At 62.0% G+C, this 14,760-nt stretch carries 15 protein-coding genes; 5 read left to right on the top strand and 10 right to left on the bottom strand.

Annotated features, from left to right (window positions below):
- Positions 1-42: 42 nt before the first annotated feature.
- On the top strand, positions 43-1,362 hold the full coding sequence (locus ACTJK9_RS11020) for an MFS transporter (RefSeq protein WP_085610836.1): 1,320 nt from the start codon (positions 43-45) through the stop codon (positions 1,360-1,362).
- Positions 1,363-1,428: 66 nt separating this feature from the next.
- Here ACTJK9_RS11020 and ACTJK9_RS11015 read toward each other — a convergent pair whose 3' ends face one another.
- Positions 1,429-2,184, bottom strand: coding sequence for a COG4705 family protein (locus ACTJK9_RS11015; protein WP_064599065.1), 756 nt, complete (start codon positions 2,182-2,184; stop codon positions 1,429-1,431).
- A 343-nt stretch (positions 2,185-2,527) separates the two neighbouring features.
- On the opposite strand from ACTJK9_RS11015, the gene ACTJK9_RS11010 reads away from it, so the two are divergent.
- Positions 2,528-2,803, top strand: coding sequence for a hypothetical protein (locus tag ACTJK9_RS11010; RefSeq protein WP_440813797.1), 276 nt, complete (start codon positions 2,528-2,530; stop codon positions 2,801-2,803).
- A gap of 124 nt (positions 2,804-2,927) precedes the next feature.
- On the top strand, positions 2,928-3,557 hold the full coding sequence (locus ACTJK9_RS11005; protein WP_039765924.1) for a flavin reductase family protein: 630 nt from the start codon (positions 2,928-2,930) through the stop codon (positions 3,555-3,557).
- Positions 3,558-3,561: 4 nt separating this feature from the next.
- On the opposite strand, the gene ACTJK9_RS11000 is transcribed toward ACTJK9_RS11005, so the two are convergent.
- Together ACTJK9_RS11000 and ACTJK9_RS10995 are read right to left on the bottom strand one after the other, a co-directional pair.
- Positions 3,562-3,804: a hypothetical protein gene (locus tag ACTJK9_RS11000; protein ID WP_007960172.1), complete on the bottom strand. Its 243-nt coding sequence runs from the start codon at positions 3,802-3,804 to the stop codon at positions 3,562-3,564.
- Between the two features lie 43 nt (positions 3,805-3,847).
- The gene (locus ACTJK9_RS10995) at positions 3,848-4,201 is read right to left on the bottom strand and encodes a putative quinol monooxygenase (protein WP_064599069.1); all 354 of its coding nucleotides are present in this window, start codon (positions 4,199-4,201) and stop codon (positions 3,848-3,850) included.
- 337 nt (positions 4,202-4,538) lie between these two features.
- Between ACTJK9_RS10995 and ACTJK9_RS10990 the strand changes: the two genes are divergently transcribed.
- Positions 4,539-5,468, top strand: a complete 930-nt coding sequence (locus tag ACTJK9_RS10990; protein ID WP_064383794.1) for an AraC family transcriptional regulator — start codon at positions 4,539-4,541, stop codon at positions 5,466-5,468.
- A 165-nt stretch (positions 5,469-5,633) separates the two neighbouring features.
- Here the strand turns inward: ACTJK9_RS10990 and ACTJK9_RS10985 are convergent, their stop codons facing one another.
- The 6 genes from ACTJK9_RS10985 to ACTJK9_RS10960 all read right to left on the bottom strand — a co-directional run bounded on the left by ACTJK9_RS10985 (position 5,634) and on the right by ACTJK9_RS10960 (position 13,051).
- Positions 5,634-6,689: an ABC transporter ATP-binding protein gene (locus ACTJK9_RS10985; protein ID WP_440813791.1), complete on the bottom strand. Its 1,056-nt coding sequence runs from the start codon at positions 6,687-6,689 to the stop codon at positions 5,634-5,636.
- Between the two features lie 17 nt (positions 6,690-6,706).
- Positions 6,707-7,555 (bottom strand): ABC transporter permease, encoded by an 849-nt coding sequence (locus ACTJK9_RS10980; RefSeq protein WP_440813789.1) that lies wholly within the window; start codon positions 7,553-7,555, stop codon positions 6,707-6,709.
- Positions 7,552-8,460, bottom strand: coding sequence for an ABC transporter permease (locus tag ACTJK9_RS10975; RefSeq protein ID WP_440813787.1), 909 nt, complete (start codon positions 8,458-8,460; stop codon positions 7,552-7,554). The genes ACTJK9_RS10980 and ACTJK9_RS10975 overlap by 4 nt, the downstream gene beginning before the upstream one ends.
- A 184-nt stretch (positions 8,461-8,644) precedes the next feature.
- Positions 8,645-9,748, bottom strand: a complete 1,104-nt coding sequence (locus tag ACTJK9_RS10970) for an extracellular solute-binding protein (protein WP_064383797.1) — start codon at positions 9,746-9,748, stop codon at positions 8,645-8,647.
- 217 nt (positions 9,749-9,965) lie between these two features.
- On the bottom strand, positions 9,966-11,414 hold the full coding sequence (locus ACTJK9_RS10965) for an aldehyde dehydrogenase family protein (RefSeq protein WP_440813785.1): 1,449 nt from the start codon (positions 11,412-11,414) through the stop codon (positions 9,966-9,968).
- Positions 11,414-13,051, bottom strand: a complete 1,638-nt coding sequence (locus ACTJK9_RS10960) for a 5-guanidino-2-oxopentanoate decarboxylase (protein ID WP_440813865.1) — start codon at positions 13,049-13,051, stop codon at positions 11,414-11,416. The genes ACTJK9_RS10965 and ACTJK9_RS10960 overlap by 1 nt, the downstream gene beginning before the upstream one ends.
- Positions 13,052-13,189: 138 nt before the next feature.
- On the opposite strand from ACTJK9_RS10960, the gene ACTJK9_RS10955 reads away from it, so the two are divergent.
- The gene (locus ACTJK9_RS10955; RefSeq protein WP_074688417.1) at positions 13,190-14,068 is read left to right on the top strand and encodes a LysR substrate-binding domain-containing protein; all 879 of its coding nucleotides are present in this window, start codon (positions 13,190-13,192) and stop codon (positions 14,066-14,068) included.
- Between the two features lie 68 nt (positions 14,069-14,136).
- Here the strand turns inward: ACTJK9_RS10955 and ACTJK9_RS10950 are convergent, their stop codons facing one another.
- Entirely contained in the window at positions 14,137-14,751 is a 615-nt protein-coding gene (locus ACTJK9_RS10950) for an NAD(P)-dependent oxidoreductase (RefSeq protein ID WP_085610840.1), read from the bottom strand.
- Between the last annotated feature and the right edge of the window lie 9 nt (positions 14,752-14,760).

Genomic DNA, 14,760 nt, shown 5'->3' with positions numbered 1-14,760 from the left:
TCCAACGCGCTCCACAACAACAATTAAATGAAGGATCCTTCAATGGATAACTCCAACGCCCTGCCCCTTGGGTCGGCTGCCGTGCCGGCCAAAGAACGAACCACCGCCAGTCGCATCAAGTCGATCTTCAGCGGTTCCGTCGGCAACATGGTCGAGTGGTACGACTGGTACGTCTATGCCGCCTTCTCGCTGTACTTCGCCAAAGCCTTCTTCCCCAAAGGCGACACCACCGCCCAACTGCTCAACACCGCCGCGATCTTCGCCGTGGGCTTCCTGATGCGCCCGATCGGTGGCTGGCTGATGGGCCTGTACGCCGACAAGGTCGGACGCAAAAAAGCCCTGATGGCCTCGGTTTACCTGATGTGCTTCGGCTCGCTGATCATCGCCCTGAGCCCGGGCTATGAAACCATCGGTGTCGGCGCGCCGATCCTGCTGGTGTTCGCCCGCCTGCTGCAAGGCCTGTCGGTCGGTGGCGAATACGGCACCTCGGCGACCTACCTGTCGGAGATGGCGACCAGGGATCGTCGCGGCTTCTTCTCCAGCTTCCAGTACGTGACTTTGATTTCCGGCCAGCTCATCGCGCTGGGCGTGCTGATCGTGCTGCAACAGTTCCTGACCACCGAAGAGCTGTACGCCTGGGGCTGGCGTATTCCGTTCGCCATCGGCGCGCTGTGTGCAATCGTCGCGCTGTACCTGCGTCGCGGCATGGAAGAAACCGAGTCGTTCACCAAGAAGGAGAAGTCCAAGGAAAGCGCCATGCGCACCTTGCTGCGTCATCCGAAGGAACTGCTCACCGTGGTCGGCCTGACCATGGGCGGTACGCTGGCGTTCTACACCTACACCACCTACATGCAGAAATACCTGGTGAATACCGTCGGCATGAGCATCTCCGACTCCACCACCATTTCGGCGGCCACGCTGTTCCTGTTCATGTGCCTGCAACCGATCATCGGCGGCCTGTCCGATAAAATCGGTCGTCGCCCGATCCTGATCGCCTTCGGCGTGCTCGGGACGATCTTCACCGTGCCGATCCTGATGACCCTGCACACCATCCAGACCTGGTGGGGCGCGTTCTTCCTGATCATGGCGGCGCTGATCATCGTCAGCGGCTACACCTCGATCAACGCCGTGGTGAAAGCCGAGCTGTTCCCGACCGAAATCCGCGCCCTGGGCGTCGGCCTGCCGTACGCGCTGACCGTGTCGATCTTCGGCGGCACCGCCGAATACATCGCGCTGTGGTTCAAGAGCATCGGCATGGAAACCGGTTACTACTGGTACGTGACCGCGTGCATCGCGGTGTCCCTGCTGGTGTACATCACCATGAAAGACACCCAGAAACACTCGCGCATCGTCACTGACTGATCGGGTTTATGCAGCCACTGCAATGGTGGCTGTTCTGGCCTGCTCGCGATTGGAGTCACCTCGGTCTCATGCTGACTCGGCAATCGCCGGTTTTCCATAACGTTTCTGCGCAAAAGACGCGCCGACAATCATCACCAGCAGAATCCCCGCCAGCACCGCCGACGAACCGATGGTGCCAAAGTCCAGCCCACCCTTCTCATGGGACTTGGTCATCAAGTCGCCCAAGGTCGCGCCGAAGGGCCGGGTCAGCACGAACGCCACCCAGAACAGCGCCACCGTCGAAATCTTCGTGAAGTACTTGAGCAGCACGACTACGCCAATCGCCGAGCCGATCAACAGCGCGCCACCGGCAAAGCCCAGACCCGAGTCGTCCGCCAGGTAATCGCCGAGCGCGGTGCCCAGGGTGTTGGAGAACAGAATCGCCATCCAGTAGAACATCTCGCCGCGAAAGCTCTGCACCTTGGTGACGTTGAGCGAGTCGCCACTCAGGCGCCACACCGCGAAAATCGCCAGCAGGATCGCGATCAGGATCATGGAACCTGTGGCGTAACCCAGTTCCAGCGTACGGTCCATGAAGTCCGACATAGTGGTGCCGGCGGTGCTGGTCGACAGGATCACGATCCAGTACAGCAGCGGTTTGTAGGTCTTGGACATCAGTTGCGCGATCAGCGTCAGGACAAACACGCTGATCAGGATCAGCGAGCTGATGGCGTAACCGACATTGAGGGTCATCGACAGCAAATCTCCCGCAGTTTCCCCCAGGGTCGTCGCGCAGATTTTCATGACCCAGAAGGCCAGGGTGATTTGAGGCAGTTTGTTCATCGCAGGCAACGCTCCAGTGTGTGACGGCCGGTTTTTGGCTTTATGGCCGTGGGCAGACTGGCGTTGCGCGGGTGAAAAACCGGTCGGGAATCCATGAAAAATCTGTCACGCAAACGAAAAGCGGCGATTAATCACCGGTTAATGCCCCCGCCGCATCCTGCACCTACCTGATCGATTAACTGCGCGACGCTCGCTCCGACGACGGAAGCGAATTGAATGCGTCGCCCTTAATATCAATTTAATCGATTATTTTTAGCATTATTTTGCGCTTTTTAATCAATTTAGTTGGCATAGCATGAACCCCATGCGAAACACATCGCCAACGAACCCGGAGACAACGACCATGAAAACCAAACTGATCCTCGCCCTGACCCTGTCCGTACTGGCCGCCAACACCTTCGCCGCCGATGGCTCGGACAAAACCAAATCCGCCGACTTCATTTCCGGCGCCAGCGCCGCCATCGAAACCAGCCACACCGGCACCTACGCTGCTGACGGCTTCGACAAGACCAACGTCGGCAAAGCCGTTGCTGCGGATGGTTTCGACAAGACCGGCACTGCCAACGCTATCGCCGCAGACGGTTTCGAAAAAACCGGCACTGCCGCAGCCATCAGCTGATCATCAAATACACACACCACAGCCCGGCTTCGGCCGGGCTTAGTCATGTCTGGAGGGCTGGAAATCAGCCGCCCGTCCTTGCACTATGGCCGCTCTCTGACAGCCGTTTCCAGGACCACCCGCCATGCCCGATGACATCCATTTCTACGAACCGGCCAACGGCCACGGCCTGCCCCACGATCCGTTCAACGCCATCGTCGGCCCGCGGCCCATCGGCTGGATTTCTTCGCAGGATGCCGAAGGCCGGCTGAACCTGGCGCCCTACAGTTTTTTCAACGCGTTCAACTACATTCCGCCGATCATCGGGTTCTCCAGCGTCGGGCGCAAAGACAGCCTGAACAACATCGAGCAGACCGGCGAATTCGTCTGGAACCTCGCCACCCGCCCGCTGGCCGAGCAGATGAACCAGAGCTGCGCGATGGTCGGGCCGCAGGTCAATGAGTTCGAACTGGCGGGGCTGACACCGGTGGCGTCGAAGGTGATTGCCGTGCCACGCGTAGGCGAAAGCCCGGTGTCCTTCGAATGCAAGGTCACCCAGATCATTCAGCTGCAGCGCGCCGACGGCGAGACCGTGCCGAGCTGGCTGGTGCTCGGCGAAGTGGTCGCCGTGCACATTGCCAAGTGGCTGTTGAAGGACGGGATCTACGACACCGCCGCCGCCGAACCGATACTGCGGGGCGGCGGGCCGGCGGACTACTTCCAGCTGGGGCCGGAGGCATTGTTCAAGATGTGGCGCCCGGGGGCGACGAAGTAAGCGTTTACCAGATCAGCTCGGCGTCGTCGGTGACGCCCTTGAGCTTGTCCAGTTCATTGATCGCGGCTTCATCGGCCGCGATGGCGCCGGGGAAAACCTGATCGTTCAGCAGTTTGTGAAAGCGCGGCGCGCCGCCGTCGACCAGGGCCTTGACGGCGATCGCCGCGTGATAACCCTTGTTGCCGCCCAACTCGACGGGGACTACAGCGGAAACCGCTTCGAAGTGTTCGAACTCTTTACGTGCCATATCGCAGGTCCTGGCTCAGTCGGATAAGCCGGACATTAAACATTCAACCGGCAAGTTTGTGTACCGGCGCAGTGCATTGCCCTACGGCCTGTGCGGCCGAGACTTCCTTGAACGTGTGGAAATCCAGGCTGTTGACCACCAGGTCCTGCACCAGCTCGGCAAAGACTTCCATCGACGGGCTGCTGAAGTACGCGGTCATCGACTGCTGGTTGCTCCAGAAACCGGAGACCAGCCACAACTCGGGATCACACTGCGAATGCTGCAAGGCAAAGCTCAGGCAGCCGGGGGCGGCGCGGGACGGTTCGATCAGGGCGCTCAGGCGCATGCCGAGTTCCGCCGAGCGTCCGGCACGCGCTCGAACGAAGGCCATATGACTGACGGGAATCTGCTTGGACATGTTCAACCCTCCCAGGGAGTCGCGTGGCAGCCGGGGACGGGCTGCGACAGGATTCAAGGTTAAGGGCCGCCCCCCGTTCGCCGTTAGTCGATTCCTGCCGTCGCGTTGCACAATCCTGCGAGACTGTCTTGCAGACCTGTAACAAGTCGTAAATTCCTGTCACCGTCCTGTCACACCGGTTTCGGGCAACTCTGACCACCTGCGTCCTGCTATGGCTGGATGGGCCAACAACCCAATGCAGGATCAGGCAAGCATTTCGCAGGATGTGTCTACCGCCCTGGCTTGCACAAACTTATGCTCTGCTCCATTCCCACCGACTTTGCCGAGGATGCCGCACGTGACGTCATTCGATCGTTTTCAAGCGCCGCCCGATGCCGACATGGAAAAGCAGCGCGCGGAACTGGCGGCGATCATCCGCCGCAACACGTCCGAAGATGGCAGTTATGCCACTGCCGTCGGTTCGCTGTTCATGTCGCGCCACACCCAGTCCCATGACTTCGCCCCGGTGCTTGCGCAACCGGCGCTGTGCATCATGGCCCAGGGGCGCAAAGAGGTACGGCTGGCGGATGAGTTCTTCAATTACGACCCGCTCAATTATCTGGTGGTGTCGGTCTCGATGCCGTTGAGTGGACGGGTGGTGAATGTCTCGCCGGAGGAGCCGATCCTCGCCGTGCGCCTGGACATTGATCCTGCGGAAATCACCGCGCTGATCGCCGACGCCGGCCCGATGGGCGTACCGACCCGGCCGACCGGGCGTGGTCTGTATGTGGAGAAAATCGACAGCGCGATGCTTGATGCGGTGCTGCGTCTGGCGCGTCTGCTTGACGCACCGAAAGACATCGCAATGCTCGCGCCGCTGATCCGCCGGGAAATTCTCTATCGCCTGCTGCGCAGCCCGCAGGGGCATCGGCTGTACGAAATCGCCATTGCCAACAGCCAGAGCCACCGCATCAGCCAGGCGATCAAATGGCTCAACGGCAACTTCGAACAGCCGCTGCGCATTGATGACCTGGCGAAGGAAGTGAACCTCAGCGTCTCGACCCTGCATCATCGCTTCAAGGCGATGACGGCGATGAGCCCGTTGCAGTATCAGAAGCAGCTGCGCCTGCAAGAGGCGCGGCGCCTGATGCTGGCTGAGGGGCTGGAGGCGTCGGCGGCCGGGTATCGGGTGGGGTATGAAAGCCCTTCGCAGTTCAGTCGCGAGTACAGCCGGCTGTTTGGGGCGCCGCCGCTAAGGGATCTGGCGCGGTTGCGGCTGACGGTCTGATCTGGATTATTGCGTCGCGGCTACTGGCCTCTTCGTCGGATCGCCGTCCGGACCAAGCCCGCTCCCACATGTTCTGTGTCGTACACAGGTTTTGCAGTCGACACCAGCCACTGTGGGAGCGGGCTTGCCCGCGAAGAGGTCGGCAGAGCCAGCATCAATTCTGGATCAGGCGCCGAGCACCCGACACGCCTCACTCGGCAACGTCACCGACACCGGATGCCCGATCCCCAACCCAATCCCCTGACACGGCGTACTCAGCGCCGTGAAGGTCACCCCGGAACATTCCACCGTAGTCTCGATGGTCGCGCCGATATCCCGCACAAACGTCACCTTGCCCAGCAAGCGATTGCCCGCAGTGGCTTGGGGCGCCGACAGTTGCAGGTCTTCAGGGCGGATCAGCATTTTCACTTTCTGCCCGATCACGATGCTGCTGCAGATCGGCACTTGCAGGGCATCGCCGCCCGGCAGCACGACCTTGCCATCGCCCAGCGCGGTGGCCGGGAAAATATTCCCCGAGCCGATAAAGTCCGCGACGAATTCGTTGGCCGGATGCCGGTAGATTTCAATCGGCGTACCCACCTGCTGCACCCGATGCTCACCCAACACCACCACGATATCGGCCATGGTCATGGCCTCGCGCTGATCGTGAGTGACCATGATGGTGGTGATGTTCAGGCGTTGTTGCAGCTGACGGATTTCCACCTGCATCGACTCGCGCAACTTGGCGTCGAGCGCCGACAGCGGTTCGTCGAGCAACAGGATTTTCGGGTGCGAGGCAATCGCCCGGGCAATCGCCACCCGCTGACGCTGGCCACCGGAGAGCTTGGCCACCGGGCGATCGATCATCGGTTGCAGCTGGATCAACTCCAGCAACTCCACCACTCGCGCCTGTTGATCGGCCTTGCTGACGCCGCGCAGTTTCAGCGGATAGGCGATGTTTTCGCCCACGGTCATGTGCGGGAACAGCGCCAGCGACTGAAACACCATGCCGAAGTTGCGCAGGTGCGCCGGGGTGTGGCCGATATCCTCGCCGTCCAGGCGGATCTCGCCGCCGGTGAGGGTTTCCAGCCCGGCGATCATCCGCAGCAACGTGGTCTTGCCGCAACCCGACGGGCCGAGGAAGCACACCAGTTTGCCCTCGGGCAAATGCAGGTTGACGTCTTTTACCGCGCAGGCTGAGCCGTAGTGTTTCTCGACGTTTTCCAGAATCAGACCAGACATAAAATCACCTCAAGAAATCAAAAGGAAACGCCGCCCTCACCGACCAGCTTCTCCAGCGCCCAGATCAGGACGAAGTCGATCAGCACGATCAGCACGGCAAACGAGAACACGGTAGGGTCGAGCGATGACACGGTGCGGCTGTACATCCAGATCGGCACGGTCATGACGTCGATGGTGTAGAGGAAATAGGTCACGGTGAATTCGTTGAACGAGACGATGAACGCCAGCAGCATCCCCGCCAGAATCCCCGACTTCATCAACGGCACCACCACATCGACGATGGCGCGCAGTGGCGAGGCACCGAGCATCTGCGCGGCTTCTTCAACTTCGCTGCCGATGGAAAGCATGGCCGCCGTGCAGTTCTTCACCACGAACGGCAGCGCCAGAATCACGTGGGCAATCACCAGCCGCGAGGTGGTCATGTGGAACGGCAGGCTGTCGAATACCAGCAGCAAGGCCAACCCCAGCACCACCATCGGGAACACCAGCGGCAGCGACATCAGTTGCAGCGCCACGCCCTTGCCACGGAACTCGCAACGGGTCAGCGCGTAGGCCGCCGGCACCGCGATCAGCGTGGCGAAAATCATCGTCAGGCACGCCACCAGCAAACTGGTGCCCATGGCCTGGCCGAGGCTCGAAACATCGCTGGCATCGGGCGAGACGAAGGTGTGCCACGCCGCCTTGTACCACTGCAGGCTGTAGCTGCTCGGCGGGAAGTCGAGGTTCGACGCACCGCTGAACGACATCACGATCATGGTCAGGATCGGCAACACGGCCAGCAGCAGAATGATCCCGGAGAGGATGCCGGCAAACTTGCCGGTGTCGCCCGGCAACAGCGACTGACGCTTCTTGAACAGGGCACTCATTGCGAAGCCTCCAACAGACGGCGACGGCGGCCGGTGATGTATTCCGACAAGGTCATGATGGCGAGCGTGGTGACGATCAGCACCACCCCGGCGGCGGACGCGGCAGGCCAGTTCATCAGCGGGGCGATCTGGTCATGCACCATCACCGCGAGCATTGGCACGCGCCGACCGCCGAGCAACAGCGGCACCACAAAGCTGCTGGCGTTGTAGGCGAACACCAGGGTCGCGCCGGTGATGATCCCCGGCAGACTCATCGGCAGCACCACCTGACGGAATACCTGAAAACGACTGGCGCCCAGCGTCGCGGCAGCCTCTTCGTAGCTGCGGGCGACGCCGCGCATGGCGCTGGCAATCGGCAGCACGGCCAGCGGAAACGCGGTCTGCACCAGGCCCATCAACACGCCGTTCTGGTTGTACAGCAACATGATCGGCCGCTTGATCAGACCGAGGCCCATCAAGGTCTGGTTGAGCATGCCGCCGGGACCGAGGATCACCAGCCAGCCGTAGCTTTGCAGCAACAGGTTGACCAGCAGCGGCAACAGCACCGCCGCCAGAAAGATCCGCCGCACGAACGGCGAGGTCAGACGCGACATGGTGTACGCCACCGGGATCGCCAGCACCACCGCGATCACCGCGCTGATCAGCGCCAGACGCAAGGTCAGCAGCAACGATTTGAGGTAGTAGGGTTCGAGCAACTGCGCGTAACTGGCCAGGCTGAAGCCCGACCACTCCGCGCCCTTGGTGCCGACGCTCATGCGCAGCACCAGCAGGCTGGCGGCAATCAGCACGCCGAGAAACAGCATCGACGGCGTGAGGAAAAACCACGCCCGCGCGGTCGGCGAAACACCGCGCGCCGTGCGCACGTCACCCGTACCGACCGGTTGGGTCAGGGATTGATGTTCCATAGCAATGATCTCGTCAATGGAGAACGAATCTCCCAAACACCACTCTCCCCTGTGGGAGCGGCGGTTCGACGCTTCGACTTGCTCGCGAAAGCGGCGGGTCAGTCAACACCTGTGGTAGCTGACAGATTGCATTCGCGAGCAAGCCCGCTCCCACAAGGTTTCTGTGGTGTCTGGAAGTACGGCGTCAGGAAGAAAAGATTTCCGTGTAGCGACGAATCCACTGGTCATGCACGGTCGCCAGGAAGGCGTTGTCGTGCATGATCGCCTTCTCCGCGATCTGCTCCGGCGTGAGGATGAAGGGGCTCTTGCGCGCTTCGGCGGAGATGATCGCCTTGGCGTTGACCGGGCCGTTGAAGATGTCTTCGGCCATCTTGCCCTGCACCAGCGGGTCGAGGGAGTGATCGATGAAGGCGTAGGCCAGGTCGGTGTCGCCCGGACGGTTCTTCGGCATCACCGAAAGCATCAGGTCGGTGTAGAAACCTTCCTTCATGCCGAACGTGGCGCCCAGGCCGTAGTTCGGGTCGCGGATCTGCTTGGGGAAAAACGCCGGGGCGTAGAGGCCGCCCATGTCCAGGGAACCGGTGCGGAACAGCTCGGCAATCTGGTTGGGGTTTTCGCCCAGGGTCACCACGCGGTCTTTCAGCTCGGCGAGTTTCTTGAAGCCCGGTTCGATGTTGTGCTCGTCGCCACCGGCCAGTTTCGCGGCGATGATGATCAGGTCCATCGCCTCGGTCCAGTTCGGCGGCGGCAGGAAAATGTTCGGCGCCAGATCGGCGTCCCACAGCGCGGCGTAGCTGTCCGGCGCGGTGCTCTGGGTACGAGTGCTGTAGACCAGACTGTTGCACCACAGCAGGTAACCAATGCCGTGACCGTTGGCCCCGGTGCGGTATTTTTCCGGGACGTCGACCAGGTTGGGAATGCGGTTGAGATCGGGTTTTTCCAGCAGCCCGGCAGCGGCCAGACCTTCGGCACCGACGCCAGCCAGAGTGATGATGTCGTACTGCGGACGGTCACCGCCGGCCTTGAGTTTGGCGACCATTTCCGAGGTGCTGCCGGTGCGGTCGGCAATCACTTTGGCGCCAGTCTTGGCTTCGAACGTTGCAGCGATGTTGCGCAGCGCGGCGAGGCCCGTGTCATCGGACCAGGTCAGCAGCCGCAGGGTCTTGCCGGCGAAGCGGGTGTCGCTGGCACTGGCCCGGATGAAGGGCATGCTCATGGCCGCCGCAGCCACCGAAGCCACGCCGACGGTTTTGATGAATTGACGCCTGTTCAGATCATGCTCGCCCATTTGGGACTCCCATTATTCTTGTAAGTATGAGATTGATCGCAACCCTTGCATCTGCTTGACCGATATTGCTCAAGCGCCCGGTTTCAAAGGGCTTGAGCGTGGTCTGCGGGTTCATCCTGAGGTCGTGCAAAACACCTGACTATCGATAAAAACTCATTGGAGCCATGACGCCGGCGCATGCCTCGTTGCGAGGCATGCGCTGACCTTTTTCGGGCATTCAGAGCGCGCGGATCACGTGCTTGATTTCCTGAAATGTCGCCAGGCCCCACGGCCCCAATTCGCGGCCGAGGCTGCTCTGTTTGTAGCCGCCCCACGCGGTCTGCGGGAAGATCACCTGCGGCGCGTTGAGCCACACCAGCCCCGCCTGCAAGGCGTTGGCGACCCGATCCGCGGTCTCGGCATTGCGCGTGACCACGCTGGCCACCAGACCGAACTGGCTGTCGTTGGCCAAGGCAATCGCCTCGGCTTCCGTAGCGAAACTGCGCACGCAGATCACCGGGCCGAAAATCTCTTCACACCACAGCGCACTGTCGAGGGGCACTTCGGTGAAGATTGTCGGCTGTAAGAAATAGCCGCGCGGCAGATCGGCGGGACGATTGCCGCCACAGATCAGCTTGGCCCCAGCGCTGAGGCCACGGTCAATATGACCGAGCACTCGCTGGTATTGCGCCTGATTGACCAGTGCGCCCATCTCGACTTCAGGATCGAACGGATCGGCGACACGGATTTTTTCCGCGCGGGCTTTCAGACGAATCAGGAATTCGTCGGCCAGTTCATCGGCGACCAGCACCCGGCTGGTGGCCGAGCACATCTGCCCGGCGTTGAAGAAACCACCACCGCAAGCCAGCTCCACCGCCAGATCAAGGTCGGCATCTTCGAGAATCAGCAGCGAGGATTTACCGCCCAGTTCCAGACTCACGCCCTTCACGGTTTCAGCGGCACGCTGCATTACTTGCACACCGACGGCGTTACTGCCGGTGAAGGAAACCTTGGCGATGCGCGGGTCCGCCGACAGCGGCGCACCAACCACCAGACCGGTGCCGCACACCAGGTTGAACACGCCTTTGGGCAGACCGGATTCGGCGATGATGGTCGCCAGTTCCAGCTCCGGCAGCGGCGTGACTTCCGACGGTTTGAGCACCACGCAGCAACCGGCGGCCAGGGCCGGGGCGAGTTTCCACGCGGTGGTGACCATCGGGAAATTCCACGGCACGATCAGCCCGACGACACCGCACGGCTCGCGGCGCAGACGTGCGCTGAAGTCGTCGCTGGGCAGCGGCACTTTGCTGTCCTGTTTCGCATCGAGGCCTTCGGCGAGTTCGGCGTAGTACTCGAAGGTGGCGATCACGTCATCGACATCGATGCCCGCTTCGAACTGCGGTTTGCCGTTGTTGCTCGACTGCAACTTCATCAGATGTTCGCGGCCGTTGCGCACGCCATTGGCGATGTTGCGCAGGATCGCGCCGCGCTCGGCACCGGTGGTTTTCGACCAGCCCTTGAAGGCTTCGGTCGCCGCCGTTACCGCTTGATTGACGGCGCTTTCGTCACCGCCGTTGACCGTGGTCAGCAGTGCTTCGGTGGCCGGGTTGATCACGCGCAGGTGTTCGCGCCCGGCGGACCATTGGCCGTTGATGTACAGGCCGTCGAGTGTGGTCGGGAAATTCATCATTGGGCCACCGCCTTCATCCATTGGGTCTGGTCGATTTCAATCAGGGTCGGGCCCTGACGATCGGTGGCGGCGCGCAGTGCACTGCGCAGGTGTTCGGCCGAGCTGATCGCTTGCGCCGCGCAGCCCAGGGCCTTGGCCACACCGATGAAGTCCGGGGTGTAGATGTCCACGCCCACCGGCTCGATGGCACGGTTGACCATGTATTTCTTGATCTCTTCGTAACCCTGGTTATTCCACAGCAGGATGATCACCGGCGTGCGCGCTTCCACGGCGCTGGCCAGTTCCGGCAGGGTGAATTGCAGACCGCCATCGCCGATCAGGCACACCACCGGCGGACGCGCGCCGTGTTCGAGGTTACCGCCGAGCCATGCGCCAATCGCCGCCGGCAAGGCGTAACCGAGAGTGCCGTAACCGGTGGACGAGTTGAACCAGCGGCGCGGGCGCTCCGGGTTGAAGGTGAGGTTGCCGGTGTACACCGGTTGCGTGGAGTCGCCGACGAACACCGCGTTCGGCAATTCGTGCAGCACGGTTTCGAGGAAACGGGTCTGGGCCAGCATCGGGGCATCCCAGGTTGCGGCCAGGTCTTCACGCAGACGGGCGGCGCGTACCTGGCCCCAATCGTTGCGGCGCTCGGCCAGCGGTTTGTGCGACAGCGCACTGAGCAGCGCTTGTGCAGCGTTGCGCGAGTCGGCCACCAGCGCCACGTGCGGCGGGTAATTGCGCACGGTCTGGTCCGGATCGATATCGACGCGCAGCAACTTGCCGGGGATTTCGAAACCGCCGGCGAAGGTCACGTCGTAGTCGGTTTCCGCCAGTTCGGTGCCGATCGCCAGGACCACGTCGGCATCGGCCACCAAAGCACGGGTCGCCACCAGGCTCTGGGTCGAACCGATCAGCAGCGGATGGCTGGACGGCAGCATGCCTTTGGCGTTGATGGTCAAGGCCACCGGCGCATCGAGCAACTCGGCCAGTTCGGTGAGTTCGGCAGCGGCTTCGATGGCGCCGCCACCGGCGAGGATCAGCGGACGCTGGGCGCCGGCCAGCAGTTCAGTCATGCGGCTCACGGCGGCCGGCGCAGCACCGGCGCGGTCGATGTTGACCGGCACGCTGGTCAGCAGTTCGTCGGCTTCTTCGACCAGCACGTCCAGTGGAATCTCAATGTGCACCGGACGCGGACGCCCGGCCTGGAACAGCGCGAAAGCACGGGCCAGCACGCCCGGCAATTCGGACGCCGACATCAGGGTGTGGGAGAACGCCGCCACGCCGCCGACCAGTGCGCTCTGGTTCGGCAGTTCATGCAGCTTGCCGCGTCCGCCGCCCAGTTGACTGCGCGACTGCACGCTGGAGATCACCAGCATCGGGATCGAATCGGCGTAAGCCTGGCCCATGGCGGTGGTGATGTTGGTCATGCCTGGACCTGTGATGATGAAGCACACACCTGGTTTGCCACTGGTGCGGGCGTAGCCGTCGGCCATGAAGCCGGCGCCCTGCTCGTGGCGCGGGGTGACGTGGTTGATGCTCGAACGGGCCAGCCCGCGATACAGCTCCACGGTATGCACACCGGGAATGCCGAACACCTGCTCGACCCCATAATCTTCGAGTAACTTGACCAGTACTTCGCCACACGTCGCCATGTCTTTGCCCTTCTTGTTCATTGAGGCACCGGGCTTTAAGGAACCGGTGATTGGCCTCATTGAAACGGGCGACCCGTAGCCGCAACAATCGATAAAAGCTCATACTAGCCATGTCCTCACGTCATACCTTGGATCCACATGAAACGACTGCCTCCCCTGCCCGCTCTGCACACGTTTCTGATCACCGCGCAGTGCTGCAACTTCACCCGGGCTGCCGAGCAGTTGCACATCACCCAGGGTGCGGTGAGCCGGCAGATCGCTGGGCTGGAGGAACATCTGGGTTATGAGCTGTTCATTCGTCTGGCCCGGGGCCTGGAGCTGACGGCCGAAGGTCGCGAATGGCTGCCACGGGTGCAGCAAGTGTTCAGCCTGATCGGCGACTCGGTGGAGCAGATCGGCGCCAAGCGCGAAACCCTGCAACTCAAAGCGCCGAGCTGCGTGATGCGCTGGCTGTTGCCGCGTCTGCTGCAATGGCAGCGCGAGCGCCCGGACGTGCCGGTGAAACTCACGGCGTCGTTGCAGCACGGGGTGGATTTTCATCGCGAGCAGTTCGACGCGGCGGTGATCTACGGCACCGCGCCCCACGACTCTCCTGCGACCCTGCATCTGTTCGATGAACAACTGACGCCAGTCTGCTCACCGACGCTGCTCAACGGCGGGCCGGCCCTGCACACACCGGCAGATCTGCAACAGCATCTGCTGCTGCACCCGACTCACACCGATGACGACTGGACACTCTGGCTTGAAGCCGCCGAACTGCACCTGAGCAATATCGCCAGCGGTCAGCATTTCGAAACGCTCGATCAGGCGATGTCGATGGCGTCCCACGGGACAGGGGTGGCGATCGGCGACTGGTCACTGATCGGCGACGACTTGAACGCCGGCCGACTGGTGATGCCGTTCGATCTGAAGGTGAAGACGGGATTGGGCTATTACATCGTCGCGCCGGCGTCGGAGCCGTCGGCGAAATTGCAGGAATTGATGGGGTGGTTGGTGGAGCAGGCTCATACCCGCTAATCGAGGATGATCTTTCTTACGCCGAACCGGTGATCGTTCCCACGCTCCGCGTGGGAACGATCCAGTACTTAATATCCGACCGTAAACCGCTGCCGCGAATGCTTCGGCGTTTCCACTTCGTCGATCAGCGCAATCGCGTAATCGGCAAAGCTGATCGAGCTCTGACCTTCAGCACTCACCAGCAAGTCATCCTTGCCCACGCGGAACTTACCGGTGCGCTCGCCTTCGACAAACAGCGCCGACGGCGACAGGAATGTCCAGTCCAGTTCCTTCTCCTGACGCAGTGCATCAAGGAACGCCGCACCGGCGCTGGCCTCAGCCTTGTACTCGGCCGGGAATCCGGCGCTGTCGATCACGCGGGTGCCGTCCGGCAGCAACAGCGAGCCGGCACCGCCGACCACCAGCAGACGTTTCACCCCGGCCTGTTTCACCGGACCGATCAGCGCGCTGGCCGGCACCGTGGCGAAATGCGCGGCGCTGATCACCACATCGTGACCGGCGACGGCGTCCTGCAACGCGGCGGCGTCCAGCACGTCGACATTCTTGCTGACCACACCGGCACGAGCGCCGATCTTCGAGGTATCCCGGGCGATAGCGGTGACGCTGTGGCCGCGACGCAGGGCTTCTTCCAGCAATTGGCTGCCGGCACGGCCGGTGGCACCAATGATTGCGATCTTGCTCATGACATTCTC

This window comes from Pseudomonas sp. 22082 (genome assembly GCF_052046055.1).
GTDB lineage: Bacteria > Pseudomonadota > Gammaproteobacteria > Pseudomonadales > Pseudomonadaceae > Aquipseudomonas > Aquipseudomonas pharyngis.
This window is presented reverse-complemented; position numbering and strand designations above follow the sequence as displayed.

Bases quoted from the DNA above. Each gene is read 5' to 3' on its own strand.
- ACTJK9_RS11020 (WP_085610836.1), top strand. From the start codon at position 43: ATGGATAACTCCAACGCCCTGCCCCTTGGGTCGGCTGCCGTGCCGGCC.
- ACTJK9_RS11015 (WP_064599065.1), bottom strand. From the start codon at position 2,184: ATGAACAAACTGCCTCAAATCACCCTGGCCTTCTGGGTCATGAAAATC.
- ACTJK9_RS11010 (WP_440813797.1), top strand. From the start codon at position 2,528: ATGAAAACCAAACTGATCCTCGCCCTGACCCTGTCCGTACTGGCCGCC.
- ACTJK9_RS11005 (WP_039765924.1), top strand. From the start codon at position 2,928: ATGCCCGATGACATCCATTTCTACGAACCGGCCAACGGCCACGGCCTG.
- ACTJK9_RS11000 (WP_007960172.1), bottom strand. From the start codon at position 3,804: ATGGCACGTAAAGAGTTCGAACACTTCGAAGCGGTTTCCGCTGTAGTC.
- ACTJK9_RS10995 (WP_064599069.1), bottom strand. From the start codon at position 4,201: ATGTCCAAGCAGATTCCCGTCAGTCATATGGCCTTCGTTCGAGCGCGT.
- ACTJK9_RS10985 (WP_440813791.1), bottom strand. From the start codon at position 6,689: ATGTCTGGTCTGATTCTGGAAAACGTCGAGAAACACTACGGCTCAGCC.
- ACTJK9_RS10980 (WP_440813789.1), bottom strand. From the start codon at position 7,555: ATGAGTGCCCTGTTCAAGAAGCGTCAGTCGCTGTTGCCGGGCGACACC.
- ACTJK9_RS10975 (WP_440813787.1), bottom strand. From the start codon at position 8,460: ATGGAACATCAATCCCTGACCCAACCGGTCGGTACGGGTGACGTGCGC.
- ACTJK9_RS10970 (WP_064383797.1), bottom strand. From the start codon at position 9,748: ATGGGCGAGCATGATCTGAACAGGCGTCAATTCATCAAAACCGTCGGC.
- ACTJK9_RS10965 (WP_440813785.1), bottom strand. From the start codon at position 11,414: ATGAATTTCCCGACCACACTCGACGGCCTGTACATCAACGGCCAATGG.
- ACTJK9_RS10960 (WP_440813865.1), bottom strand. From the start codon at position 13,051: ATGGCGACGTGTGGCGAAGTACTGGTCAAGTTACTCGAAGATTATGGG.
- ACTJK9_RS10955 (WP_074688417.1), top strand. From the start codon at position 13,190: ATGAAACGACTGCCTCCCCTGCCCGCTCTGCACACGTTTCTGATCACC.
- ACTJK9_RS10950 (WP_085610840.1), bottom strand. From the start codon at position 14,751: ATGAGCAAGATCGCAATCATTGGTGCCACCGGCCGTGCCGGCAGCCAA.